We start from the raw sequence: 25,157 nt of genomic DNA on the forward strand, positions 1-25,157 counted from the left end.
TTATAGGTATCCAGGCTCGCGTCGGCGCTATATGTACCCGTTTCTGCGATCTAACTCAACCTTTTTAAATACAATGATGTGACTTTTTACACAAATAGATTTTACATAAAAGAAACAAACACAGGGTAAACGAACGCAAGTTTGGTTGATATGGGTCAACAAAAAGGCCCGTATCGGGCCTGATGTGCAGATTAATGAGCGGCTTTTCGCGGTCGGCTGGCATAAAGACAGAAGAGAATGGAGCTGGTGGCACAGAACGCCATCGCCCACAGCATTGGCCAGGCCGTGTTAAAGGTCGCCATTGAGAGTAACGCCCCCACCACGGCACCAATCCCGAAGCGGAACGTCCCCGCCAGCGATGACGCGGTGCCAGCCATATGCGGGAACTCGTCGAGAATGACCGCCATCGCATTGGATGAGATCATCGAGACGCAGCCAACAAAAGCGGCAACCCCCACCACCAGCGCCCAGAAGCCCACGCCGAAAAACGCGCTGACCACCAGCCAGATAGCCATCACAAACTGGATCCACAGCCCGGCACGGAACATGTTCAGTGCTCCAATCCGGCGAACAAAGCGGCTGTTGATGATGGTCATGATGAACAGGAACACAATGTTCAGCGCAAAGTAATACCCAAAGTGCTGAGGGGAAACGTGGTTCAGCTCAATATAGACAAATGGCCCGGCGCTCAGGAAGGAGAACATGCCGGCAAAGCTGAAGCCGCTTGCCAGCATGTAGCTCAGCACGCGCTTGTGGCGGAACAGCGAGGCAAAATTCCCCATTGTGGTACGGATGTGGAATTTCTGGCGGCGCTCGACGGCTAACGTTTCATCAATAAAGAAGAAAATCATCGCCGAGGCCAGCAGTGCGGCAAGCGCCAGGATCCAGAAAATGGCATGCCAGCTGAACCATACCAGCACCGCGCCACCGGCCATCGGCGCCACCAGCGGCGCAATGGTGGTCACCAGCATGACAAATGACATCATGCGGGAGAACTCTTCTTTCGGGTAGATATCACGCATCAGGGCGTTAATCACCACGCTTGCCGCCGCCGCCGCGAGGCCGTGGAATAAACGCATCACGATCAGCTGATCGATACTCTGTGCCAGCGCACAGGCCACGGCTGCGGCTGCAAAGATCAGCGTTCCGCCCAGAATAACCGGCTTACGTCCGAGGCTGTCGGCCATCGGGCCATAAAACAGCTGGCCAAGGGCAAAACCGAGAATATAGGTACTGAGCGTCATCTGTGCGCTGCCAGCCGGTACGCCAAACTGCGCCGAAATCACCGGCAGCGCAGGCAGATACATATCAATCGACAGCGGCATCAACATGGCCAGCAGGCCAAGAATGAACACGATTTTGAAAGACGAGTGTGGCCTGGTGGTCACAGGGTTCTCCTGAAATTAATGCGAGGGCAGACCGACGCTGGCGATCTCTTCTTCTGTCAGCGGGCGATATTCGCCAGGCGCCAGATCGGGATCGAGTTCAATTGCCCCAATACGTTCACGATGCAGACCCACAACGTGGTTACCCACCGCGGCGAACATACGTTTCACCTGATGATAACGCCCTTCGCTGATGGTCAGACGGACTTCGGTCGGGGTAATGACTTCCAGCACCGCCGGTTTGGTGAGGTCTTTTTCATTATGCAGCTGAACGCCTTTGGCAAATTGTTCTGCCGTGTCATCTGCCACCGGCGATTCCAGCGTCACCAGATAGGTTTTTTCACAGTGATGACGCGGAGAGGTAATGCGGTGGGACCACTGACCGTCGTCGGTCATCAGCACCAGCCCCGTGGTGTCGATATCGAGGCGGCCAGCCGCATGCAGCTTGTGCGCAACCGGTTCGTCGAGGAAATAGAGCACCGTCGGGTGATCCGGATCGTCCGTAGAACAGACGTAGCCTTCCGGCTTATTGAGCATGAAATAGCGCGGGCCGTGCTGCTGGGTGAGCGGATTGCCGTCATACTCCACCTGATGGTCAGGTTGCAGTTTGAACGCGCTGTCTCTCACAATGTCGCCATCCACGGTAACGCGGCTGGCGCGGATCTCGCGCCCGGCAATAGCACGGCTTACGCCGAGTTGCTGAGCGATAAACTTATCAAGTCGCATGAAATCTTTTTAGCCTTAATGGTGCTGGAAGTCGGACAATGCGTCCGAAAAAGAAGCAGTCAGGAACGGTTCAGTATAATGGTCTGGTTGCGCCACTCAAGGGAAAAAGTTTCGTGGCATACTATATGCGGAATAACGATACAGAGACCCCATGACTTTTACACTTCGCCCCTATCAGCAGGAAGCCGTTGACGCCACCCTGGCCTGGTTTCGCAAACACCGTGAGCCCGCGGCCATTGTGCTCCCCACTGGCGCAGGCAAAAGCCTGGTGATCGCCGAACTTGCCCGCCTGGCGCGCGGCCGCGTGCTGGTGCTGGCGCACGTCAAAGAGCTGGTTGCGCAAAACCATGCCAAGTATTGTGCGCTTGGTCTGGAGGCCGATATCTTCGCCGCCGGGCTAAAGCGGAAAGAGAGCCACGGCAAAGTGGTGTTCGGCAGCGTGCAGTCTGTTGCCCGCAACCTTGAGCTGTTTCGCAGCGAATTTTCGCTGCTGATTGTCGACGAGTGCCATCGCATCAGTGATGACGACGATAGCCAGTATCAGCAAATCCTCACTCACCTGAAAGAGGTGAACCCTCACTTACGTCTGCTGGGCCTGACGGCAACCCCGTTTCGCCTGGGTAAAGGCTGGATTTACCGCTTTCATTATCACGGTATGGTGCGAGGGGATGAGAAGGCGCTGTTCAGCGACTGTATTTATGAACTTCCGCTGCGCTATATGATTAAACACGGCTACCTGACCCCGCCTGAACGGCTGGATATGCCGGTCGTCCAGTACGATTTCAGCCGCTTACAGGCGCAGAGCAACGGTTTATTTAGCGAAGCGGATTTGAACCAGGAGCTGAAAAAGCAAAAGCGCATCACTCCGCACATTATCAGCCAGATTGAAGAGTTCGCTGAAACGCGCAAAGGGGTAATGATTTTTGCCGCCACCGTTGAGCATGCGCGCGAAATCACCGGCTTACTGCCCGCTGGCGACGCGGCGCTGATCACCGGCGAGACGCCCGGCCCGGAGCGCGACAGCCTGATTGAGGCGTTTAAAGCACAGCAGTTTCGCTATCTGGTAAACGTCTCGGTACTCACCACCGGGTTTGATGCCCCTCACGTCGACCTGATTGCTATTCTGCGTCCGACCGAATCGGTCAGCCTGTATCAGCAAATCGTTGGCCGCGGTCTGCGTCTGGCCCCCGGTAAAACCGACTGCCTGATCCTGGATTACGCCGGTAACCCGCACGATCTCTACTCGCCTGAAGTGGGTACCCCGAAAGGAAAAAGTGACAACGTGCCGGTACAGGTCTTCTGTCCTGCCTGTGGCTTTGCCAACACCTTTTGGGGCAAGACGACGGCTGACGGTACGCTGATCGAACATTTTGGCCGCCGCTGTCAGGGCTGGTTTGAAGATGATGAAGGGCATCGCGAGCAGTGCGATTTCCGTTTCCGCTTTAAAAACTGCCCCCAATGCAACGCAGAAAATGATATTGCCGCCCGCCGCTGCCGTGAATGTGACACGGTTCTGGTCGACCCTGATGACATGCTGAAGGCCGCGCTGAAGTTAAAGGATGCCCTGGTGCTGCGCTGCTCTGGCATGGTGCTGCAACCGGGAGCGGATGAAAAAGGCGAATGGCTGAAAATCACCTATTACGATGAGGACGGTGCCGACGTCAGCGAGCGCTTCCGGGTGCACACTCCGGCTCAGCGCACGGCTTTCGAACAGCTCTTTATCCGCCCGCATACCCGCACGCCGGGCGTACCGCTGCGCTGGATAACCGTAGCGGATATCGTGCATCAGCAGGTGCTGCTGCGCCATCCGGATTTTGTTGTCGCCCGCAAGAAAGGCCAGTACTGGCAAGTCCGTGAAAAGGTTTTTGACTATGAAGGCCGTTTTCGTCGGGCCAACGAACTGCGTTAATGGCAGGCAGGCCTTGAATAGGAAACGATTGTTTCCTATTATGTATTATCGCGTTACAACAGGACTCACTCATGTCACGTCTTCCCGGTCGCCCGCGTGAATTTGACACCGACGCTGCCATCGACAGCGCCCTGCTCGTTTTCCGCGAGCGCGGCTACCATGCTACCTCAATCAAAGAGCTGAGTGACGCGACGGGCCTTACGGCGGGAAGCCTGTATAAAGCCTTTGGCAGCAAGAATGGCCTGTTTCTCGCGGCGTTCGACCGTTACACCCGGACGCGCAGCGCCGCCCTGCGCCAGCGTACCGAGGCGGCACGCAGCGGGCGAGATAAAATCGCGGCGGTGTTACGTTTCTACGCCGAGAGCAGCCACGGTCCTGAGGGCATACGCGGCTGTCTGGTGGTCGCCAGCGCGACCGAGCTGGCGGTTTTTGATGAGGCAACCACGCAGTACATCAAAGCCGCCATGCAGCGTACCGAGCAGCTGTTACTCGAACTGGTTCAGGAAGGCCAGCGGGACGGTAGCCTTTCCCTCGCGCTGCCCACGGAGCAAACGGCACGTAATCTTTTCGCGCTGCTGCAGGGTTACCGCGTGATCGGCAAAAAAGGCCTGTCTGAGGACGAAATCAATAGCGCCGTTAACGCGGCACTCAGCCTGCTCGGCTGAGTTTTTTTAACCAATTAGGAAACGATTATTTCCTATTATTCTGGAGATCGTTATGACCATGCCCATCGCCCCGCAGCACCACTTCACGCTCATCAATGGCATCCGCACGCACTACGTCACCGCCGGAGAACAGCACGCGCAGACGGTTGTCCTGCTGGCAGGTTTCCCCGAAAGCTGGTACGCCTGGCGCCATGTTATCCCTGTGCTGGCCGAGCGTTACCATGTGATCGCCCCGGACTTACCCGGACAGGGTGATACCGATTGTCCGTCAGAGGGGTATGACACCCACACCCTCGCCAGCCATGTTCATGAACTGCTGACCCAGCTTGGCGTGCATCGCTACTATCTGGCCGGTCACGACGTGGGAGCCTGGGTTGCCTGGCCTTATGCGGCGATGTACAGCGATGAGGTGATAAAGCTGGCGCTGCTGGACGCCGGCATTCCGGGTATTACCTTACCCGATGCCCTCCCCGTCACCGCGGACCGCGCCTGGCGCACCTGGCATTTTGCCTTTCACGTAATTGCAGACCTGCCTGAATTCCTCATCAGGGGTAAAGAGCGTGGCTATCTGGAGTGGTTTCTGCGTCGCAAAGCGGCGAATCCCCTCACCTTCAGCGAGGCGGATCTTGACGAGTATCTGCGCATTTTTACGCGCGAAGGTGGCTTACGCGCAGGGCTGGCTTACTATCGCGCTGCCGCCCTCTCCGCTGCGCAAAACCGGGCGCTTAGCGAACGGGGTAAACTCTCTGTTCCTGTTCTGGCACTCAGTGCCGATCAGGGTTCGATTCCTGATATGGCCTCGCCGCTGAGGGCGTTTGCAGAACGCGTTGACGGGCGCGTGATCCCTCGTTGCGGCCATTTTCAGCCAGAAGAGCAGCCTCAGGCCGTCGCCGACGCCCTAAGCGGTTTCTTTAGTGGGGATTAATTCATTGCCCTGAGGTGGATTGGGGGCTATAATGCCGCCCGCTTTTGCATCCGCAAAGCAGAACACTCACCTGCTGCTGGGTCGCCTGTAGTAGGGTTTTAAATACAGAGAGAAATCAATGTTCACTATCGAAGCAGAAGTACGTAACGTGCAGGGTAAGGGTGCGAGCCGCCGCCTGCGTACCGCTAACAAGTTCCCGGCTATCGTTTACGGTGGCGAAGCTGCTCCAGTTTCTATCGAACTGGATCACGACAAAGTATGGAACATGCAGACCAAAGCTGAATTCTACAGCGAAGTTCTGACCATCGTTGTTGGCGGTAAAGAAGAAAAAGTGAAAGTTCAGGCTGTTCAGCGTCACGCGTTCAAGCCAAAACTGACTCACATCGACTTCGTTCGCGCGTAATCGCAAACATGTCGAAAAAAAGCCCCGCTTCGGCGGGGTTTTTTTATGGCGGTTATTTACCGCCAGTAGTACGACGCTGCAGCTGATCGCGCAGGTTGGGTGGTGTACCTTTAATGGTCAGCGTATCGGTGGCCGGATCCCAGAAGATACGTTCCCCCAGCAGCATGGCATCAAAGTTGATGGTTAACCCGCCGCCGCTTCCGGCAAATTTGGTTAACTGACGCAGCGTACTGCGATCCGCCGGGAAGCTCTCTTCCAGCTCATACCCTTTCTCAGCGGTAAATTCCTGGAAACTGACTTCACTGACGCCGGCCAGCTCTTTTGACAGCGACTCCAGCTCAATCTCTTCCCCCGCCTGCAGCTGTTCGTTGCAGTAGCTGTAAACCTGCTGACGCACGTTCTGGCGCTCAGATTTATCGAGCTGCGCTTCCGCCGTGAAGTCATCCACCGCCTGCAGCAGCCCTTTGTTCTGCGCTTTGGCGTTGAGACCTTCGCTGGCACCGAGGAAGTCCATAAAGAAATCGGCCACTTTACGGCCAACACGCCCTTTGAGGAAGGTCAGGTAGCGCGTCGACTCTGGATTGGTTTCCCACTCGGTCAAATCAATACGCGCAACGATATCCGCATGATTGATATCCAGATAATGGGTGGAGCTGATATCCAGCTGCTCATTCACGCGCATACTGCTTAAATTGTTCAGCACGGTGACCAGCAGATACTCGACCGCCAGGTAGCGATAGTGGCAGAACAGAACGATACCGCCGTCGGCAAACGGGTATTTTGCCAGTTCGTCGCGCAGACGCCCGGTTGCCGCGCGGCTAAACGCCAGGAAATCTTCTTCACCCTGACGTTGCAGGCGCAGGCTATCAGCCAGTTCACTCTCGTCGCTGAACAGACCATAGGCTTTATTTTTTGCACTGTAGACGCGGTGCAGTTCCGCCATCATTTCCACAACGGTTGCCGTGGGTTCCAGTAACGAATCGCGCAGCACCACTTCAAGGGTTTGCTCATCACGCTTGATAAGCTGGTGCAAGGCAATCTGGTTGATTTCCAGACTCATGATAAACTCTCCTTTTAGACCGGGCGGTATTCAACCACCACCAGGACATGTGTGCAACAACTGATAAAAAAGGGGAAAAAAAGCTGTTGCTACGGTAATATGTTGCCCTTTCATCAACAAACTGATTTTGATTTATGCCACAACATTCCCGCTACAGTGATGAACACGTTGAACAATTGCTCAGTGAGCTGGTCAACGTACTGGAAAAACATAAAACACCGACCGATCTCTCCCTGATGGTTTTGGGAAATATGGTCACCAACCTTATCAATACCAGCGTTGCTCCGGCTCAGCGTCAGGCGATCGCCAAATCTTTCGCCCAGGCTTTACAGTCTTCCGTTAGCGACGACCAGGCCCATTAAGGGAAACGAACAACAGTTTATGGTGACGAATCGTCAGCGCTACCGTGAAAAAGTCTCCCAGATGGTCAGCTGGGGGCACTGGTTTGCCCTGTTCAACATTCTGCTGGCGACGCTTATCGGCTGTCGTTATCTGTTTGTCGCAGACTGGCCGACGACGCTAACCGGGCGTATTTACTCCTGGATAAGCGTTGTAGGGCACTTTAGCTTTTTGGTTTTCGCCACCTATCTGCTGATCCTCTTCCCGCTGACGTTTATCGTCATGTCGCAGCGTCTGATGCGATTTTTATCCGCCATCCTTGCAACGGCAGGGATGACGCTGCTGCTTATCGACAGTGAAGTGTTCACCCGCTTCCACCTGCATCTCAATCCCATCGTCTGGGAGCTGGTGATTAACCCCGATCAGAACGAAACGGCCCGTGACTGGCAGCTGATGTTTATCAGCGTTCCGGTGATCCTTCTGATAGAGATGCTGTTTGCCACCTGGAGCTGGCAAAAACTGCGCAGCCTGACCCGCCGACGCCATTACGCGAAACCGGTGGCCGCGATCTTTTTCATCTCCTTTATCAGTTCGCACATCATGTATATCTGGGCGGATGCGAACTTCTATCGTCCGATCACCATGCAGCGGGCGAACCTGCCGCTCTCTTATCCAATGACGGCGCGTCGTTTCCTTGAGAAGCACGGGCTGCTGGACGCGCAGGAGTACCAGCGTCGTCTGATTGAGCAAGGGAATCCGGAAGCGGTTAGCGTGCAGTATCCGCTGAGCGATCTGCGCTATCGCGATATGGGACGCGGACAGAACGTCCTGCTGATCACCGTCGATGGTCTGAACTACTCCCGTTACGAGAAGCAGATGCCCGCGCTGGCCGAATTCGCCAGCAAGAACGTGACGTTCACCCAGCATATGAGCTCCGGCAACACCGCCGATGCGGGCATTTTTGGCCTGTTCTATGGCATTTCAGCCGCCTACATGGACGGCGTGCTTTCTGCGCGCATTCCTGCCGCGCTGATCACCGGGCTCAATCAGCAGGGATATCAGTTAGGGTTGTTCTCCTCAGACGGCTTTAACAGCGCGCTGTACCGCCAGGCGCTGCTGTCTGATTTCTCCCTGCCAGCCGCAGAAAGCCAGTCGGACGAGCAGACCGCCAGTCAGTGGATTAACTGGCTGCAGCGTTATGCGCAGGAAGATAACCGCTGGTTCTCCTGGGTTGCCTTTAATGGCACCACGCTCGATGACAGCAATCAGAAAGGCTTTGCGCGCCGCTACAGCCGTGCAGCAGGCAATGTTGATGACCAGATTAGCCGCGTGCTTGATGCCTTACGCGAATCCGGCAAGCTCGAAAACACCGTGGTGATCGTGACGGCAGCCCACGGCGTACCGCTGGGCGACGAAGCGAAGAGTATGAGCTGGTCGCGACCGAATCTGCATGTTCCGCTGGTGATCCACTGGCCGGGCACCCCCGCTCAGCGCATTAACATGCTCACCGAACATAAAGATGTGATGACCACGCTGATGCAACGGCTGCTGCACGTCAGTACACCGGCAAATGAGTATTCACAGGGGCAGGATCTCTTCAGCGCCACGCGTCGCCACAACTGGGTCACGGCAGCGGGCAATGATACGCTGGCGGTCACCACGCCAATGCTGACGCTGGTATTGAACAATAACGGAAACTACCAGACGTATAATCTGCAGGGTGAACGGCTGAAAGACCAGAAACCGCAGTTGAATCTGCTGCTACAGGTTCTGACGGATGAGAAACGGTTTATCGCTAACTGATTAATTATAAACCAGTTAGCCTCAGATTCCCTTGCATTCAAAACGGAATCGAGTAGTATTCATTTCATGCGTCGGCACGTAGCGCAGCCTGGTAGCGCACCGTCATGGGGTGTCGGGGGTCGGAGGTTCAAATCCTCTCGTGCCGACCAAAACTATTTAAAAACCAGCCATATGGCTGGTTTTTTTGTGCACAAAAAAAGCCAACCCGCAGGCTGGCTTTTGAGATCGCAAGTGAACGCTTAGTGCTTGTCGCGCCCGCCAAGGAAGAAAATACCCAGCGGAATGGCAAGCAGGACGGTGAACACCAGGCTGTAAACGAAGATCATCGCCGACTGCAGGACATACATGCTGGTCGTCCACGCAGAGAGTGGAATGTTGTACTGTTCGATGACGCCGACAATAGTTGCCCGGCCCACGCACGCGGCCGCAATCATAAACACAACCAGCAGCGCCAGGAGGAACTTACGGCCTTCAGGTGTTTTCAGTTTTGCACGAATCATCTCTCTTCCCTTTACAGATGAATAACATTATGTATGCCTTAAAATAACACGATCTGCCGCCAGACTCCACAGAAGTACAAACCACCACAAAAATGGCACTGCATTAGCTCATTACACTGCTTTTATTGAAAATGTAAGTAAATCACGCTAATCATTCATGGGCGTTATGCTAATCTCATCAGGATGGTTTTGACATAAAGGAATGACTGTGAAAAACGCACCTAAATTTGCCCTTGCCCTGATCGCCGCCGCGTGCGTCAGCACCAGCGCCTTCGCAACTGAAAGCCAGAAGGTGCAGCCTCTGGAAAAAATCGCGCCTTATCCGCAAGCGGAAAAAGGCATGAAGCGTCAGGTGATCCAGTTACCGGCTCAGCAAAATGAAGCGAATTTCAAAGTGGAACTGTTGATCGGCCAGACGCTGGAAGTGGATTGCAACCAGCATCGTCTCGGCGGACAGCTGGAAAGCAAAACGCTGGAAGGCTGGGGCTACGACTACTTTATCTTTGATAAAGTGACGTCACCGGTTTCCACCATGATGGCCTGCCCGGATGGCAAGAAAGAGAAGAAATTCGTGACCGCGTATCTGGGTGATAATAGCCTGTTACGCTACAACAGCAAGCTGCCAATCGTGGTGTATACGCCGGAAAACGTGGAAGTGAAATATCGCGTGTGGAAGGCGGATGAAAATATCGGACAAGCGGTAGTACGTTAAGAATAAGTCGGGTGGCGGCTTCGCCTTACCCGACCCGGAATGGGTGTGCTCTGGTGCCCTCACCCCAACCCTCTCCCACCGGGAGAGGGAGAAAACACTAAAAACGGTAACGGATGTTACCGTTTTGCTTTTACCTTACAGCGCGATATCCGCCACCGGTTTGTTTTCTGCCTGCGGCTTCAGCTCCGCTTTTGGTGCAGCATCAGCAGCCTGCGGCTTAACGTATTGCAGCTGCAGCACGCGGCTGGTGTATTCCAGCTCCTGCTCCGTCGCGTCCACGTTACCGTTCAGCTTCGTACCGTAGGATGGAATAATCGTTTTCAGCTTCGCCTGCCATTCCGGCGTGGCGACTTTATCTTTAAACACTTTTTCCATCAGGTGCAGCATGATAGGTGCAGCGGTAGAGGCACCAGGGGAAGCCCCCAGCAGGGCGGCAATAGTGCCGTCTTTATCGCTTACCACTTCGGTACCCAGACGCAGCACACCGCCCTCTTTCGGATCGCGTTTGATGATCTGTACGCGCTGACCCGCCTGCCACAGACGCCAGTCTTCTTTCTTCGCCTGCGGATAGTACTCTTTCAGCGCCTCGAAGCGTTCTTCATCAGAAAGCATCACCTGGCTAATCAGGTATTTCACCAGATCGAAGTTATCCAGCCCGACATCCATCATTGGCTTCACGTTTGAGGTGGTGGTTGCGCTCAGCAGATCCCACAACGAGCCGTTTTTCAGGAACTTAGTGGAGAAGGTTGCAAACGGCCCGAACAGCACCACACGCTTACCATCAAGCATACGGGTATCGATGTGTGGAACGGACATTGGCGGCGCCCCCACGGAGGCCTGACCATACACTTTTGCCAGATGACGGTTCACCACTTCCGGGTTTTCCGATACCAGGAACTGACCGCCCACCGGGAAGCCCGCGTAGTCGTCCGCTTCCGGAATACCGGACTCCTGCAGCAGTTTCAGCGCCGCACCGCCCGCACCAATAAAGACAAACTTTGCCTTGATGACGTGCTCGGCTTCGTTGTTTTTCAGATCGGCAACGGTCACGCTCCAGCTGTTGTCAGCGTTGCGCTTAAAGCCACGCACTTCGGTGCTGAGCTGCAGATTGAAGTTCTCTTTTTTCTTCAGAGAGGCCACCAGCTGACGGGTGATTTCGCCATAGTTGACGTCAGTACCAATCTCAGTACGGGTTGCCGCCACCTTCTGGTTCGGGTCACGACCTTCCATCACCAGCGGTGCCCACTCTTTGATCTGCGCGTGATCTTCAGAATATTTCATGCCGCGGAACAGCGTGCTCTGCTGCAGCGCCGCGTAGCGTGCGCGCAGGAAGTTCACGTTCTGCTCGCCCCACACAAAGCTCATGTGCGGCACGGTGTTGATGAAGGAGTGCGGATCGTGCAACACGCCGCTGTTCACCTGGTGAGACCAGAACTGGCGAGAAATCTGGAATGCTTCGTTGATCTCTACCGCCTTCTCGATACTAATGGAACCGTCCTTTTTCTGCGGCGTATAGTTCAGTTCCATGAGTGCCGAATGTCCGGTACCGGCGTTATTCCAGCCGTTTGAGCTTTCCTGCGCCACGCCATCGAGGCGCTCGACCATGGTCATTGACCAGTCCGGCTGAAGCTCTTGCAGATAGGTTCCCAGCGTGGCGCTCATGATGCCGCCGCCAATTAAAAGGACGTCCGTTTCCTGCTCTTTTGGTGCGTCAGCTTTCGCCGCCATGGAGACGGTGTTCAGCCCCACGGCCAGAGAAAAGAGCATGGCAGTCATTTTTTTCATAATTTTGCCTTAGTTGAGTAGTGCTTGAAGCGTGGAAATTGCAGGTGAAAAAAGCTGCGGGGGGAACGGTAGCAACTTTTAAATATTGTTTAAAGGTTACGAAATTATTGTAATTGTGAAATTTAATGATGGATTGTTTGTGTGGGATTGCCGGATGAAACTGGCAAGGCGCGTTATTTCTGGTTACTATGCTGCACTTTGTGATCGCGCGCACGGAAGCCCGCCCTAATCTGCGAATTGTTATGTCATTACCCCATGCTTCTCTTTCCCGTGAAGACCAGGTCGCCACGGTGCTGCGTTCCCCTCAACTGCTGCTACGCGAAACGCTGGCAGGCGTAATTACCGCTCTGGCCCTCATTCCTGAGGTGATCTCCTTTTCCGTGGTCGCAGGCGTTGACCCAAAGGTCAGCCTGATTGCCTCTGTGGTGCTGTGTCTGACCCTTTCAGCGTTCGGCGGTCGTCGTGCGATGGTCACAGCAGCTGCGGGCTCCGTCGCGCTGGTGATTGGCCCGATGGTGCATCAGCACGGCGTGCAGTACATCCTGCCGGCGGTCCTGATGGCGGGGATAATCCAGATTCTGTTCGGCGTGCTCGGAATGGCGCGCCTGATGCGCTTTATTCCCCAGTCGGTGATGACCGGCTTCGTAAATGCGCTGGGATTGTTAATTTTCTTCGCGCAGGTTCCCCATTTCTGGAGCCGCAGCCCGCTGATTGTGGGCCTGTTCGTGCTGACGCTGCTGATTGTGCTGTGGGTGCCGCGTTTTGTTAAAAGCATCCCGTCACCGCTTATTGCGATTGTACTGCTCACCCTGTTCACCGTGACCAGCGGACAGGTTCTCCCGACGGTGGGGGATGAAGGTTCTATGAGCAGTGGTTTGCCAGGGATGACGCAGCTGCTCGTCCCGCTGAATATGGAAACGCTCAGCATCATCTGGCCATGCGCGCTGAGTATCGCTTTTGTCGGCCTGCTGGAATCACTGCTGACGGCAAAACTGGTGGATGAACTGACCGCGACGACGTCCAGCAAACGCCGTGAAAGTATCGGCCTCGGCGCAGGGAATATTCTTGCCGGGTTGTACGGCGGTATCGCGGGCTGTGCCATGATCGGACAAACCATCGTCAACGTGGAGATGGGCAAAGGTCGCAGTCGCGTCTCAACTTTTGCAGCGGGCATGGTGCTGCTGGTGCTGGTCACCGCCCTCAGTGAGGTGATGGCAAAAATCCCTATGGCCGTTCTGGCCGGGATCATGGCGATTGTTGCCATCAAAACGTTTAACTGGCACAGCCTTCAGCCTGCCACGTTAAAAAATGCGCCCATTGCCGAAACGGTTGTGATGCTGATTACCGTTGCAGCAACGGTTTCAACCGGTAACCTGGCCATTGGCGTGCTGGGCGGGATTATTGTGATGGCATTGCTTCCCGCCCGGCTCAAGCGTCGGCTTAAAGAAGAAAAATCGTTGCAAGCCCAAGAAAAATAAAGAAACCGCCGGTATCGGTGATGGCGGTAATCATCACGCTCGACCCCACCGCGGGGTCGCGCCCCAGTTTGGTCATCGTCAGGGGGATAATGACCCCCATCATGGAGGCCACCAGCAGATTCAGCACCATCGCCAGCATCATCACCCCGCCTAACGCCATATCATCGTACAGCCACCAGGTAATGCCGCCCATAATGCCGCCCCACACCAGGCCGTTAATCAGCGCCACCCCCATCTCCCTGAAGATCAGGAAGGCGAAGTTACCCGGCTGAATGTTCTCCAGCGCCAGTGCACGGACGATCATGGTAATGGTCTGGTTGCCGGTGTTGCCGCCAATGCCGGCCACAATCGGCATCAGCGAGGCCAGCGCGACCAGTTGTGAAATGGTGTGTTCAAAGCCGTCGATCACCCGTGAGGCGATAAATGCAGTGCAGAGGTTAATGGCGAGCCATGCCCAGCGGGTTTTCACCGCCTTGCCGACGGAGGCGTGGACGTCATCTTCGGCGCTGATCCCGCCGAGCGCACGTAAATCGTTATCGGTCTCTTCGTAAACCACGTCAACGATCTCATCGATGGTCAGACGCCCCATCAGTTTACCCACAGAATCGACGACCGCCGCGCTCACAAGGTCGTCACGTTCGAAGGTACGGGCCGCTTTTTCCGCGTCGTCTTCCGGGGAGAAGACCATCGGCTCGGTTTCCATCACCTCACTCACCCGCCGCTGGGTGCTGTTGAGCAGGATCGTTTTAAGCTCCAGCTCGCCAAGCAGAGTTTTATCCCGGGAGGTGACGAACAGCTTATCGGTGTTGTCCGGCATGCTGCCCAGGCGACGCAGATAGCGCTGCACCGTACCGAGAGTTACGTCCGGGCGCACCATGATGACGCCAAACTCCATAATGGCGCCCACGCTGTGTTTGTCATAGTGCATCACCTGACGCACGCGTGCCCGCTCTTCCGCAGGCAGCGAAGCCAGCAGTCGCCCGGTCAGGTTTCGCGGCAGGTGCTGAACGAGGTAAATCTGCTCGTCAATGTCCAGCGTCTGCAGGGCATCGAGGATATCCCGGTCGCTCATCTCATCAATGAGATCGTCCCAGACGTTTTCAGAGGCTTCCAGCAACACCTGCCCGCGCTCGTGATCCTGCACCAGACGCCACAGGGCGTGACGCTCTTCCGAGGGGAGGGCTTCCAGGGTATCCGCCAGATCTGGCGGAGGTAAATGAGCAACCAGCGCACCTACCTCAGCAATATCGTCGGCCAGCGTGCCGACATCATATTGCTCAGCCAGGGTCAGTTTGCCCAGTAACGCAGAGGTGACCGCTTTATCCGTCGTGAGGAGCCAGATGAGACGCGCACGTTCCTGGTCGCGCTGCCTGGCACTGTTTTTCTTTAAAACCGACATTAATCATAAATCCATGAAATAAGTTGGCTTTAAGCATAGCGCGGAGATATGTAAATAAGAATAAACAACGGGGCGGGATGGAGAAAAAATCGGCATAACGTGCACGATTTATCCCCTCTCCCCGTGGGAGAGGGTTAGGATGAAGGCTTCAGGCCGTGCGCGCCACCGCATCGCGAGACGCCGCATCGCGCTCCTCACCGGTCAGCTCGCTCAGCTTGCCGTCACGCATCTCCAGCAGCCGGTCGGCGTGAATGAAGTAGTGATCGTCATGGCTGATGGCAAAGATGGTTTTGCCCATCGCCTGCATCAGCGGCAGCAGCACCTGGTAGAACTCGCGGCGGAAATGCGGGTCCTGATCCGCCGCCCACTCGTCCAGCAGAATGATGTCGCGCTCTTCCGCCAGAGCCAGCAGCAGCGCCACGCGCTTTTTCTGGCCTTTCGAGAGCTTCAGGTTCAGGATCTTGCCGTCCTGCAGCTCAAGCTTGTGCGACATCTGCAGATGCGCCAGCCACTTCTCCACCAGCGCCGGGTTAGCCTGTTGCCCTTCCGGCCCCAGCAGCTGGTCGAAGAGCCAGACATCGGTGAATACCGCCGAGAACAGCTTGCGATAATCCTCAGGCTTCTCTGCGCTGAGCGCGCGGCCATCCAGCAGAATGTCACCCGATTGCGGCTGATATAACCCCGTCAGCAACATCGCCAGCGTCGATTTCCCGCTGCCGTTACCGCCAATGAGAAACAGCAGTTCGCCGCGATGAATCGTCAGATTGACCGGCCCCACGGAAAAGGCGTTGTCCTGGTAGCGGAATGTGACGTTACGCAGTTCCAGCGTTTGCCAGTTCGGGAAGGCCTGAGGGCGCGGGAACTCGGCTTTGAACGGCGCAAGGTCGAACTTTTTGAGCTTATTGAACGCCACCTGCGCGCTCAGCAAGGTGGGCAATGCACCGACGGCAGAGAGCAGCGGTGTGCGCAAAAACAGCAGCGTCAGGGAGTAAGTTGCCGCTACATTGGTATCGGCCCAGCCCAGGCTGTTGGCCATCCAGAAGACCAGGCCAATCGCGCCCAGCATCATAATGTTTGACCAGTTAACCGCGCTCAAGTGGAATGTATCGGCACGGATAATATGGTGCCGGTATTCACGCGCGTCCGGGATGTAGAGGTTGTTGAAGATATGCTCGGCACGCTCGCGGTTCAGGGTCAGCTCTTTACGCCCTTCCAGTACCGTCTGGTAATCGTTATAGAGTTTGTCCTCGGTTTCACGCAGTACCGCCATGTGTTTGTAGACACGGGAAACCAGCAGAAAACCACCCCAGATGGTGATAGTAATCCACAGTGCCGTAACGGCCAGCATCTTGCTGGAGAGCCAGGCGAGATAGGCCGCCGAGCCAACAGTCAGGATAATGCCCTGTACCAGCTCCGGCAGACGGACAAACGCAATGGTGATGGCGCGCACGTCGCTGGTCAGTCCCGCCAGCAAAGAGGCGCTGCCGAGCTGCTCGACGCGTTCCACCTGGGTATCCAGGATCCGCTTGATAAACTCGCTGCGCAGGCGGAAGACGAAATGATGCCCGAGAGCCGTCAGCGCCAGTTGGGAACCCAGCGTGACCGCCATCAGCAGCAATAACAACCCCAGAAATTCCGGCAGAACGGACAGCGAGGTGTCGACCATTTCGATCAAACGCACGTTGATGAAGGCGATAAGACCAATACCTAATGCGGCGCTGGCAAGGCTTAGCGCCATTACCGCAATAAAGGGCCAGCGATACTGACGCCAGACAAGAAGAAGTAGTTGCATGCAGGCAATCCGGACAATAAAAATCAGCCAGCAGTGTAAACTGCCCTGCGTTTACATCAAGAATAATTCTTATTTTTGTTTGCCTGGCGCGGTCTGGCGGAAAGTCAGGTTAAAGCGGAACTCGCCCGTCTGCGGATGGACGCCAGGCTTCAGTGGCTGAATGCCGTGATAATAGAGCCGCGACTCCCTGCCCCACACCACCACATCCCCATGCTCCAGCATCAGACGCTGGAGAGGATCGTTGCGGCGTAATCCGCCGAACTGGAATATGGCGGGCAGACCCAGGGATACCGAGACGATCGGCGCACGCAGATCGGGTTCATCTTTATCCTGATGCAGCGAAAGTTTCGCCCCAACGCCATAGCGGTTGATAAGACAGGCATCCGGTTGAAAATCGGGATAGGTGGCCTCGACGGCGGCATCATGGCAGAGCGCCTGAAAAACCGCAGGCATGGGCGGCCAGGGCTTGCCGGTGACGGGATCGTCCGGGGCATAGAGATAGCCCCGTTCGTTGGTTGCCCATCCTGCCGTACCGCAGTTGGTCATCGCCACCGACATGGTGTAGCCGCCAGGCGTCACCATATGTCGGAATGGCGAAACGGCCGCGACGTCCTGGATCCCGGCCAGCAGCGCCGAGGCCCGGGAGAGTGCAAACCGGCGCAGGATCACCGCGCCAGGCGCTAGCGGCTCCTGCCAGGGTTCTGCATCCGCAAAGAGATCGAGCATTATCCCTCCTGATTCCTGGACTCACGTTTCAATAATAGCGCCTTTCGTTCCGTCCCCCAGCGATAGCCCGAAAGCGCTCCGTCCTGGCGTACAACACGATGACAAGGGATGACGATCGCCAGTTTATTTGCGGCACACGCTGCGGCCACCGCACGTACCGCGCCAGGTTTGCCAATCGCCTGCGCCACCTGCTGGTAGCTGGCTGTTTCACCGCAGGGAATATTGCGCAGGGCCTGCCAGACCTGCTGCTGGAAAGCGGTTCCGCGAATATCCAGCGGCAGAGCCAGCGGCACGCCACGGTTATCGATAGTATGAATAACCTGAGCAATACGTCGGGCAAATTCGCCTTCCAGCGGCGCGCGTTCAGCGTCCGGAAACAGCGACAAAATCTCCTGGGTGACTTTGGCATCATCATCGCCCAGCAATATTGCGCAGATCCCCCGCTCGCTTTCACCCACCAGACAGCGGCCTAAGGCACACTCGCTGATGGCATAGCGCACTGCGACATCCCCTTTACGGTACTGCTTTGCCGTCATGCCCAGCGCGTCGTTGGCTTTACGATAGTAGCTGCTGCTGTCCGGGAACCCTGCCGCCAGCACGGCATCGGTTATTTTATCCCCGTGGGCGAGCGCATCGCGCAGGCGCTGCCCTCGCGCTGCCTGCTGCCAGGCTTTTGGCGTCATCCCGGTCACGGATTTAAACAGGCGGTGAAAATGGAAAGGACTCATGGCAACCTGCTGCGCCAGCATTTCCAGCGTTAACGCGGGATCCTGCTCCAGCAGGCGGCAGGCGCGCTCCACTTTTGCCAGCTTCTCTTCCTGCGGGTCGCGTTTGTCCGGTCGGCAACGCTTGCACGGCCGAAACCCTGCCTGAACAGCATGGTGCACATCGGGGTAAAAGTGGACATTTTTACGCAGCGCGTGTCGGGCGCGACAGGACGGACGACATACGATCCCTGTCGTCTGGACGGCAAAGACAAATTGTTCGTCAGCACGCGGATCGCGGGCCAGCACAGCCTGCCAGCGATCCTCATCGGTCATATAAGTCGGGTTTTTCATCATCGGCTCCTCTTACAAGCATACCTACAGCTTGCCTGAGCGCCAGCAATCAAAAACCCGCAACCTTGCTTTTTAATTCTTTTCGCTCACCAGGAAGCTGTCGAACTGCGGTGAACTCCAGGTTTTAAAGCCGTCGGCCTCTTTGGTGATCATATACACCGCCAGCCCTTGCTGGCGAACCACCTCTTTGGCTTTCTCTGTACCGAGTACCATTAACCCGGTATCCCAGGCATCGGCTTCCAGCGCCGTCGGGGCAATCACCGTAACCGAGACCAGATTATGCGTAATAGGTCGCCCGGTCTGGGGGTCAATAACATGCGAGATCCGCTTCCCGTCGAGCTCGTAATAGTTACGGTAGCTGCCGGAGGTGCTGATGCCATGGCCGTTAATATCGACAATCGCCTGCACCGCATTTTGCTGGTCGGTCGGTTTTTGAATCGCCACACGCCACGGTTTGCCGCTGGCGTTCATCCCCCGGCTGACCAATGCGCCCCCCACGGAGACCAGATAACGCGGGATGCCTTCCTGAGCCATCAGTGCGGCCAGATGATCCGCCGCATAACCTTCCCCGACTGTCGACAGGTCAACAAACAGGTCGGGGATGTCTTTTTGCAGATACTGTTGCCCGTACTGGTTGATCACCGTCAGGTGCTGAAGCCCTGTCCGGGCACGGGCGTCGTCAATGGCCGCCTGATCGGGGGTGGTCACCGGCTGCTTATTTGGGCCGAATCCCCAGAGGTTAACTAACGGCCCCACGGTCACGTCCATCGCACCGTGGGTTTTATAGCCCACGCGCATCGATTCGGTCACGATATCGGCCATCTCCTCGCTCACCGGCCACAGGGACGTGCTGGTAGAGAGGTTAAAGCGCATCAGCGCCGAGTCGTTTTTGTAGGTGGATAGCAGCTGATCGTCGGCATCCAGCTGAGACTGAATTTTGCCGCGAAGTTCTTCTGCGCGTGCTTTATCAAGGTTCATTACGCTGACGCGCCAGAATGTCCCCATCGTTTTGCCTTCCAGCACCGTCGCCGCTGGCGCGTCGGTGTGTGCCACAGGCGTGGAAGAGTCACATGCGGTCAGGAAAAAAAAGGTTGCCAGGACGCTGGCGCGTAAAAAAGTCATGTCCATTCATTATTATCCTCATGCCAGGGCGGCAAGAGTACACCAAAATGCGGGAATTGAAAGGCCTTAAAAAAGGCAATAAAAAGGGGCCAGCCGGCCCCTTTGTTACACTGAAAAGCGATTAGAACTGGTAAACCAGACCCAGTGCTACGATATCGTCAGTGCTGATACCTGCATTACGGGTGAACTCTTTGTCATCCAGCAGGTTGATTTTGTAGTCCACATAGGTAGACATGTTTTTGTTGAAGTAGTAAGTCGCACCCACATCAACATATTTCAGCAGATCCTGATCGCCGTAACCTTCAATGTCCTTACCTTTGGACTGCAGGTATGCCACGGAAGGACGCAGGCCGAAGTCGAACTGGTACTGAGCAACCACTTCGAAGTTCTGCGCTTTGTTAGCAAAGCCGTAAATATCGCTGCTGCTCTGAGAGTTGCCGAAACGGGTTGCGTTGTAAGTCTGGGAGTATTGCGCCGCCAGGTAGATGTTGTTGGCGTCGTATTTCAGACCACCAGAATAGACTTCAGCGCGATCGCCTTCGCCTTTCAGCGCAGGGTTAGCGGTGTTGTTCTGGTCAGCAGTACGTTTGGAAGAAGACATTGCACCACCGATGCTGAAGCCTTCACCCAGGTTATAGGTCAGGGACGCGCCGTAACCGTCACCGTTCTGTTTCAGGGTGCTGCGGCCGGTGTCGTTTTCACCGCTTACGCTGCCGTTTTTCCCCTGATACTGCAGAGCAAAGTTCAGGCCATCAACCAGACCGAAGAAGTCCTGGTTACGGTAAGTTGCTACACCGTTAGCACGGGATTGCAGGAAGTTATCTGAACCATAAGTGTCGCCGCCGAATTCTGGCAGAACGTCAGTCCAGGAGGTTACGTCGTAGATCACGCCATAGTTACGACCATAATCGAATGAACCCGCGTCAGCGAATTTCAGACCCGCGAACGCCACACGCGTCCAGGCCTGGTTGTCGCTTTCAGTCGTGTTACCCTGAATCTGGTATTCCCACTGGCCGTAACCGGTCAGTTGATCGTTAACCTGAGTTTCGCCTTTGAAGCCAAGACGCATGTAGGTCTGGTCGCCATCCTGACCGTCGTCATCAGAGAAATAGTGCAGACCATCGACTTTGCCGTACAGATCTAATTTGTTGCCGTCTTTGTTATAAATTTCAGCCGCATTTGCTGCGCCTGCTACCAGCAGTGCTGGTACCAGGAGGGACAGTACTTTAACTTTCATTTTATTAACCCTCTGTTATATGCCTTATTATTACCACTGCTTACCGGTTAACCCTCTTAACCAGTCGGCAATTTCATTCTCCTCAAAATTACAGAATAATCCAACAGGAATATGATACGAAAACTTTGAAAATGTTTCATTTCACTATCAAGATGTTTCAATTTGTAAACATCAAGGAACTTTTACAAAGCACAAAGCGCTTAGAAAATTAGCACTAATAATCAAGCGAAAATATATGCTCATATAAATCAATCGCTTGCGATAAAGAAAATTACAGCACTGAATGACAAAACAAGATCGTGCGTAATCACTAAAATAACTCTCGCTATCATCATTAACTTTATTTATTACCGTCATTCAGCTTTGAATGTCTGTTTATCCCTAATTCAACCGGATGCTTCGCATTCGGTTTTTTTTTACCTTTCTTTACGTAATTATTCTTTTTTTGTGCTACCGCACAGAAATCATAACGACTATTAACTAAATTCGCCTGAAACCCCTTCCGCATAAAACGCAACGCAAAAAAACATAATTTCTTGTTTATTCGTGCTATTCTCTGTCTGATATCGAGCGTAATCTATACATTCACCTCGGGTATGTACACATTTAATACAGACCATTCAGTAGTACTCACAGAGGAAAAAGTCGCGTGTTCAAAGGCTATGAGGCTGGAAATTCAGTTATTACCCTTTATACTGCCCTATCGCCATAAAGCACGGCCATTACGGGTTAAACATATCAATGAGTCAGACTGAAACTACCGCCCCGAGCAAATTCTCCCTTCTCCCCGGGAGCATCACCCGTTTCTTTCTTCTTTTGATCGTTGTGCTGTTGGTCACGATGGGGGTTATGGTTCAGAGCGCGGTGAACGCCTGGCTGAAGGATAAGAGCTATCAGGTCGTTGATATAACGCATGCCGTGCACAAGCGCATTGACACCTGGCGCTACGCCACCTGGCAGATTTACGACAATATCGCGGCCGCCCCGGCGACATCGTCAGGCGAAGGGCTGCAGGAAACGCGCCTGAAACAGGACGTTTACTACCTGGAAAAGCCGCAGCGCAAAACGGAAGCGCTTATTTTCGGCTCGCACGACAGCGCGACGCTTGAGATGACGCAGCGTATTTCGACCTATCTCGATACCCTCTGGGGTGCCGAGACGGTGCCATGGTCGATGTACTATCTGAACGGTCAGGATAACAGCATGATCCTGATTTCGACCCTGCCGCTTAAAGATCTCTCCTCGGGTTTTAAAGAGACGACCGTGGGCAGCATAGTCGATTCCCGCCGGGCAGAAATGCTGCAGCAGGCGAACGCCCTTGATGAACGAGAGAGTTTCTCTTCCCTGCGCCGTCTGGCCTGGCAAAATGGCCATTACTTTACCCTGCGCACCACCTTTAACCAGCCAGGACATCTGGCGACGGTTGTGGCGTTCGATCTGCCGATTAACGATCTGATCCCGCCGGATATGCCGCTCGACAGCTTCCGTCTGGAGCCGGACAGCAGTACCCAGAACATGCGTGCCGCCTCGGACAAAGAGGCCGCAGAAAGCGTTTCTATCTCCTTTAACGGCTCGAAGATTGAAATTGCCTCTTCGCTGAACTCAACCGGTATGCGCCTGGTATGGCAGGTGCCGTTTGGCACGCTGCTGCTCGACACCCTGCAAAATATCCTGTTACCGCTGCTGCTGAATATTGGGCTGCTGGCGCTGGCGCTGTTTGGCTACAGTACGTTCCGTTTCCAGCCCGGGCGTCAGAGCGATGCCTCTACGGTCCCGGCCGGAACCAGTAATGAATTGCGCGTATTACGTGCCCTGAATGAAGAAATCATCTCAGTACTGCCGCTGGGTGTGCTGGTTCACGACCAGGAAGCCAACCGCACGGTGATGAGCAATAAAATTGCCGACCATCTGCTGCCGCATCTTAACCTGCAGAACATCACCACCATGGCGGATCAGCATCAGGGGGTGATTCAGGCCACCGTCAATAATGAACTGTACGAGATCCGTCAGTTCCGCAGCCAGGTCGCCTCCCGCACGCAGATCTTCATTATTCGCGATCAGGATCGCGAAGTGCTGGTGAACAAAAAACTGAAGCAGGCGCAAAGACTGTATGAGAAAAATCAGCAGGGTCGCGCCGCGTTTATGCAAAATATTGGTGATGCCTTCAAACAGCCATTAAGAACGCTGGCGACGCAGGCGGCGGCGTTGAGCACGCCTGAAAGCCAACAGCTGGCAAGCCAGGCGGATTCGCTGGTGCGGATGGTGGATGAGATCCAGCTCGCGAACATGCTCGAGAACGACTTCTGGAAAGGCACGCCGACCCTCTTCTCGATTCAGGATCTGATTGACGAAGTAGTGCCGGAAGTTCTGCCGGTGATTAAGCGCAAAGGTCTGCAGCTGCTGATCAACAACCATCTGCCGGCCAACGACGAACGTCACGGCGATCGTGAGGCGCTGCGTAGAATTCTGCTGATGATTATTCAGTACGCCGTCACCACCACGCAAATTGGCAAAATCACGCTTGAGGTCAATACCGACGAGTCCGCGGAGGATCGTCTGACGTTCCGTATCCTCGATACCGGTGAAGGCGTTACAACCAGTGAGATTGATAATCTGCACTTCCCGTTCCTGAACGATACCCAAAGCGATCGCTACGGTAAGGCTAATGCTCTGACCTTCTGGCTGTGCGATCAGCTGGCGCGCAAGCTTGGCGGCCATCTGAACATTAAAGCCCGTGAATCGCTTGGCACCCGTTATTCGCTGCACGTAAAAATGGCCGCCAATCCTCAGGAAGAAGATGAAGAACGCCTGCTGGACGATGTGGTTGTGATGGTGGATGTGACTTCGAACGAGATCCGCAATATCGTGGTACGCCTGCTGGAAAACTGGGGTGCGGCCTGCATCACGCCGGATGAAAGACTCTCAAGTCAAGAATTTGATCTGTTTTTAACTGATAATCCGTCTAATCTTACTGCCTCCGGCTTGCTTTTAAGCGATGATGAGCCAGGCGTGCGAAAAATCGGCCCAGGCCAGCTGCGCGTCAACTTTAATATAAGCAATGCGATGCAGGAAGCTGTACTACAACTAATAGAAGAGCAACTGGCGCAGGAAGAGATAGCGGAATCCCCGTTAGGCGGCAATGAAAATGCCGAGCTTCACGCCAGCGGATATTATTCACTCTTTGTTGATACAGTACCAGATGATGTTAAGCGGTTGTATACTGAGTCCGCTGCGAATGATTTTGCAGCGCTGGCGCAGACAGCACACCGGCTTAAAGGGGTGTTTGCCATGCTTAATCTGGTTCCCGGCAAGCAGTTATGTGAAACGCTGGAACATCTAATTCGTGAGAAAGATGCCTCTGGCATTGAAAAATACATCAGCGACATTGACGCCTACGTCAAAAGCTTGCTGTAGCAAGGTAGCCTAATACATGAACAATATGAACGTAATTATTGCCGATGACCATCCGATTGTACTGTTCGGTATTCGCAAATCACTTGAACAGATCGAGTGGGTGAATGTAGTCGGTGAATTTGAAGACTCTACAGCACTGATCAATAACCTCCCAAAACTTGATGCACACGTGCTCATTACCGATCTCTCCATGCCTGGAGACAAATACGGTGATGGGATCACGCTCATCAAATATATTAAACGTCACTTCCCGGACATCTCGATCATTGTTCTGACCATGAATAACAACCCGGCGATTCTGAGCGCCGTGCTGGATCTGGATATCGAAGGGATTGTACTGAAACAGGGCGCACCAACTGACCTGCCTAAAGCGCTGGCTGCGCTGCAGAAAGGCAAAAAGTTCACCCCTGAGAGCGTCTCTCGTCTGCTGGAAAAAATCAGTGCAGGTGGCTACGGTGACAAACGCCTGTCGCCAAAAGAGAGCGAAGTTCTGCGTCTTTTCGCTGAAGGTTTCCTCGTGACCGAGATTGCCAAGAAGTTGAACCGCAGTATTAAAACCATCAGTAGCCAGAAGAAATCAGCCATGATGAAACTGGGCGTGGACAACGATATCGCGCTGCTGAACTATCTCTCCTCCGTGACGCTGAGCGCGACGGATAAGGATTGATCCAGGACGGGTGTGCGTTCTGATGCCCTCACCCCGTCCCTCTCCCACGGGG

Annotated in this window: 21 protein-coding genes and 1 tRNA gene; 11 read left to right on the plus strand and 11 right to left on the minus strand. The window is 54.8% G+C overall.

Translation table 11 applies throughout. The features are described from left to right. Positions 1-191: 191 nt before the first annotated feature. Both AK59_RS0114275 and rsuA read right to left on the minus strand, forming a co-directional pair. Positions 192-1,388, minus strand: a complete 1,197-nt coding sequence (locus AK59_RS0114275; protein ID WP_013097989.1) for a Bcr/CflA family multidrug efflux MFS transporter — start codon at positions 1,386-1,388, stop codon at positions 192-194. Positions 1,389-1,403: 15 nt separating this feature from the next. Next, positions 1,404-2,111, minus strand: coding sequence for a 16S rRNA pseudouridine(516) synthase RsuA (gene rsuA / locus AK59_RS0114280; protein WP_013097990.1), 708 nt, complete (start codon positions 2,109-2,111; stop codon positions 1,404-1,406). 151 nt (positions 2,112-2,262) lie between these two features. Between rsuA and AK59_RS0114285 the strand changes: the two genes are divergently transcribed. From AK59_RS0114285 to rplY, 4 genes are all read left to right on the plus strand, one after another. Further along, complete coding sequence (locus AK59_RS0114285; RefSeq protein ID WP_029883093.1) at positions 2,263-4,020, plus strand: DEAD/DEAH box helicase; 1,758 nt, start codon at positions 2,263-2,265, stop codon at positions 4,018-4,020. Between the two features lie 71 nt (positions 4,021-4,091). Further along, positions 4,092-4,685 (plus strand): TetR/AcrR family transcriptional regulator, encoded by a 594-nt coding sequence (locus tag AK59_RS0114290; protein ID WP_029883094.1) that lies wholly within the window; start codon positions 4,092-4,094, stop codon positions 4,683-4,685. A 52-nt stretch (positions 4,686-4,737) separates the two neighbouring features. Next, on the plus strand, positions 4,738-5,610 hold the full coding sequence (locus tag AK59_RS0114295) for an alpha/beta fold hydrolase (protein ID WP_029883095.1): 873 nt from the start codon (positions 4,738-4,740) through the stop codon (positions 5,608-5,610). A 118-nt stretch (positions 5,611-5,728) separates the two neighbouring features. Next, positions 5,729-6,013: a 50S ribosomal protein L25 gene (gene rplY / locus AK59_RS0114300; RefSeq protein ID WP_013097994.1), complete on the plus strand. Its 285-nt coding sequence runs from the start codon at positions 5,729-5,731 to the stop codon at positions 6,011-6,013. Between the two features lie 52 nt (positions 6,014-6,065). Here rplY and yejK read toward each other — a convergent pair whose 3' ends face one another. After that, the gene (gene yejK, locus AK59_RS0114305; protein WP_014832722.1) at positions 6,066-7,073 is read right to left on the minus strand and encodes a nucleoid-associated protein YejK; all 1,008 of its coding nucleotides are present in this window, start codon (positions 7,071-7,073) and stop codon (positions 6,066-6,068) included. Between the two features lie 134 nt (positions 7,074-7,207). Between yejK and AK59_RS0114310 the strand changes: the two genes are divergently transcribed. The 3 genes from AK59_RS0114310 (at position 7,208) to AK59_RS0114320 (ending at position 9,364) form a co-directional block, all read left to right on the plus strand. After that, positions 7,208-7,435, plus strand: coding sequence for a YejL family protein (locus tag AK59_RS0114310; protein ID WP_001135586.1), 228 nt, complete (start codon positions 7,208-7,210; stop codon positions 7,433-7,435). A 19-nt stretch (positions 7,436-7,454) separates the two neighbouring features. Continuing rightward, positions 7,455-9,215 (plus strand): LPS biosynthesis-modulating metalloenzyme YejM, encoded by a 1,761-nt coding sequence (gene yejM, locus AK59_RS0114315; protein ID WP_029883096.1) that lies wholly within the window; start codon positions 7,455-7,457, stop codon positions 9,213-9,215. Positions 9,216-9,287: 72 nt separating this feature from the next. Further along, positions 9,288-9,364 (plus strand) — tRNA-Pro (locus AK59_RS0114320). Positions 9,365-9,454: 90 nt separating this feature from the next. Here the strand turns inward: AK59_RS0114320 and AK59_RS0114325 are convergent. Then, positions 9,455-9,715 (minus strand): DUF2534 family protein, encoded by a 261-nt coding sequence (locus AK59_RS0114325; RefSeq protein WP_013097997.1) that lies wholly within the window; start codon positions 9,713-9,715, stop codon positions 9,455-9,457. 202 nt (positions 9,716-9,917) lie between these two features. On the opposite strand from AK59_RS0114325, the gene eco reads away from it, so the two are divergent. After that, positions 9,918-10,427: a serine protease inhibitor ecotin gene (gene eco, locus AK59_RS0114330; protein ID WP_029883097.1), complete on the plus strand. Its 510-nt coding sequence runs from the start codon at positions 9,918-9,920 to the stop codon at positions 10,425-10,427. Positions 10,428-10,562: 135 nt separating this feature from the next. Here eco and mqo read toward each other — a convergent pair whose 3' ends face one another. Continuing rightward, complete coding sequence (gene mqo / locus AK59_RS0114335) at positions 10,563-12,212, minus strand: malate dehydrogenase (quinone) (RefSeq protein WP_020690675.1); 1,650 nt, start codon at positions 12,210-12,212, stop codon at positions 10,563-10,565. A 188-nt stretch (positions 12,213-12,400) separates the two neighbouring features. On the opposite strand from mqo, the gene AK59_RS0114340 reads away from it, so the two are divergent. Next, positions 12,401-13,690, plus strand: coding sequence for a SulP family inorganic anion transporter (locus AK59_RS0114340; RefSeq protein ID WP_029883098.1), 1,290 nt, complete (start codon positions 12,401-12,403; stop codon positions 13,688-13,690). On the opposite strand, the gene mgtE is transcribed toward AK59_RS0114340, so the two are convergent. From mgtE to AK59_RS0114370, 6 genes are all read right to left on the minus strand, one after another. Further along, on the minus strand, positions 13,653-15,089 hold the full coding sequence (gene mgtE, locus AK59_RS0114345; RefSeq protein ID WP_013098001.1) for a magnesium transporter: 1,437 nt from the start codon (positions 15,087-15,089) through the stop codon (positions 13,653-13,655). The genes AK59_RS0114340 and mgtE overlap by 38 nt on opposite strands. Positions 15,090-15,237: 148 nt before the next feature. Continuing rightward, positions 15,238-16,881, minus strand: a complete 1,644-nt coding sequence (locus tag AK59_RS0114350; protein ID WP_029883099.1) for a multidrug ABC transporter permease/ATP-binding protein — start codon at positions 16,879-16,881, stop codon at positions 15,238-15,240. A 69-nt stretch (positions 16,882-16,950) separates the two neighbouring features. Further along, on the minus strand, positions 16,951-17,607 hold the full coding sequence (gene alkB, locus AK59_RS0114355) for a DNA oxidative demethylase AlkB (RefSeq protein WP_013098003.1): 657 nt from the start codon (positions 17,605-17,607) through the stop codon (positions 16,951-16,953). Further along, the gene (ada, locus tag AK59_RS0114360) at positions 17,607-18,665 is read right to left on the minus strand and encodes a bifunctional DNA-binding transcriptional regulator/O6-methylguanine-DNA methyltransferase Ada (RefSeq protein WP_029883100.1); all 1,059 of its coding nucleotides are present in this window, start codon (positions 18,663-18,665) and stop codon (positions 17,607-17,609) included. The genes alkB and ada overlap by 1 nt, the downstream gene beginning before the upstream one ends. 72 nt (positions 18,666-18,737) lie before the next feature. Beyond that, the gene (gene apbE / locus AK59_RS0114365) at positions 18,738-19,793 is read right to left on the minus strand and encodes an FAD:protein FMN transferase ApbE (protein ID WP_013098005.1); all 1,056 of its coding nucleotides are present in this window, start codon (positions 19,791-19,793) and stop codon (positions 18,738-18,740) included. Between the two features lie 115 nt (positions 19,794-19,908). After that, complete coding sequence (locus AK59_RS0114370; protein ID WP_023619744.1) at positions 19,909-21,024, minus strand: porin OmpC; 1,116 nt, start codon at positions 21,022-21,024, stop codon at positions 19,909-19,911. A 741-nt stretch (positions 21,025-21,765) separates the two neighbouring features. Between AK59_RS0114370 and rcsD the strand changes: the two genes are divergently transcribed. Both rcsD and rcsB read left to right on the plus strand, forming a co-directional pair. Further along, the gene (gene rcsD / locus AK59_RS0114375; RefSeq protein ID WP_032618586.1) at positions 21,766-24,438 is read left to right on the plus strand and encodes a phosphotransferase RcsD; all 2,673 of its coding nucleotides are present in this window, start codon (positions 21,766-21,768) and stop codon (positions 24,436-24,438) included. A 16-nt stretch (positions 24,439-24,454) separates the two neighbouring features. Continuing rightward, the gene (gene rcsB / locus AK59_RS0114380; RefSeq protein WP_003859405.1) at positions 24,455-25,105 is read left to right on the plus strand and encodes a response regulator transcription factor RcsB; all 651 of its coding nucleotides are present in this window, start codon (positions 24,455-24,457) and stop codon (positions 25,103-25,105) included. Positions 25,106-25,157 lie beyond the last annotated feature (52 nt).

This window comes from Enterobacter sp. T1-1 (genome assembly GCF_000710795.1).
GTDB lineage: Bacteria > Pseudomonadota > Gammaproteobacteria > Enterobacterales > Enterobacteriaceae > Enterobacter > Enterobacter cloacae.

What these genes read in the sequence shown, in the direction of transcription:
- rsuA (WP_013097990.1), bottom strand. Translation starts at nt 2,111, where the DNA reads ATGCGACTTGATAAGTTTATCGCTCAGCAACTCGGCGTAAGCCGTGCT.
- AK59_RS0114285 (WP_029883093.1), top strand. Translation starts at nt 2,263, where the DNA reads ATGACTTTTACACTTCGCCCCTATCAGCAGGAAGCCGTTGACGCCACC.
- AK59_RS0114290 (WP_029883094.1), top strand. Translation starts at nt 4,092, where the DNA reads ATGTCACGTCTTCCCGGTCGCCCGCGTGAATTTGACACCGACGCTGCC.
- AK59_RS0114295 (WP_029883095.1), top strand. Translation starts at nt 4,738, where the DNA reads ATGACCATGCCCATCGCCCCGCAGCACCACTTCACGCTCATCAATGGC.
- rplY (WP_013097994.1), top strand. Translation starts at nt 5,729, where the DNA reads ATGTTCACTATCGAAGCAGAAGTACGTAACGTGCAGGGTAAGGGTGCG.
- yejK (WP_014832722.1), bottom strand. Translation starts at nt 7,073, where the DNA reads ATGAGTCTGGAAATCAACCAGATTGCCTTGCACCAGCTTATCAAGCGT.
- AK59_RS0114310 (WP_001135586.1), top strand. Translation starts at nt 7,208, where the DNA reads ATGCCACAACATTCCCGCTACAGTGATGAACACGTTGAACAATTGCTC.
- yejM (WP_029883096.1), top strand. Translation starts at nt 7,455, where the DNA reads ATGGTGACGAATCGTCAGCGCTACCGTGAAAAAGTCTCCCAGATGGTC.
- AK59_RS0114325 (WP_013097997.1), bottom strand. Translation starts at nt 9,715, where the DNA reads ATGATTCGTGCAAAACTGAAAACACCTGAAGGCCGTAAGTTCCTCCTG.
- eco (WP_029883097.1), top strand. Translation starts at nt 9,918, where the DNA reads ATGACTGTGAAAAACGCACCTAAATTTGCCCTTGCCCTGATCGCCGCC.
- mqo (WP_020690675.1), bottom strand. Translation starts at nt 12,212, where the DNA reads ATGAAAAAAATGACTGCCATGCTCTTTTCTCTGGCCGTGGGGCTGAAC.
- AK59_RS0114340 (WP_029883098.1), top strand. Translation starts at nt 12,401, where the DNA reads ATGCTGCACTTTGTGATCGCGCGCACGGAAGCCCGCCCTAATCTGCGA.
- mgtE (WP_013098001.1), bottom strand. Translation starts at nt 15,089, where the DNA reads ATGTCGGTTTTAAAGAAAAACAGTGCCAGGCAGCGCGACCAGGAACGT.
- AK59_RS0114350 (WP_029883099.1), bottom strand. Translation starts at nt 16,881, where the DNA reads ATGCAACTACTTCTTCTTGTCTGGCGTCAGTATCGCTGGCCCTTTATT.
- alkB (WP_013098003.1), bottom strand. Translation starts at nt 17,607, where the DNA reads ATGCTCGATCTCTTTGCGGATGCAGAACCCTGGCAGGAGCCGCTAGCG.
- ada (WP_029883100.1), bottom strand. Translation starts at nt 18,665, where the DNA reads ATGAAAAACCCGACTTATATGACCGATGAGGATCGCTGGCAGGCTGTG.
- apbE (WP_013098005.1), bottom strand. Translation starts at nt 19,793, where the DNA reads ATGGACATGACTTTTTTACGCGCCAGCGTCCTGGCAACCTTTTTTTTC.
- AK59_RS0114370 (WP_023619744.1), bottom strand. Translation starts at nt 21,024, where the DNA reads ATGAAAGTTAAAGTACTGTCCCTCCTGGTACCAGCACTGCTGGTAGCA.
- rcsD (WP_032618586.1), top strand. Translation starts at nt 21,766, where the DNA reads ATGAGTCAGACTGAAACTACCGCCCCGAGCAAATTCTCCCTTCTCCCC.
- rcsB (WP_003859405.1), top strand. Translation starts at nt 24,455, where the DNA reads ATGAACAATATGAACGTAATTATTGCCGATGACCATCCGATTGTACTG.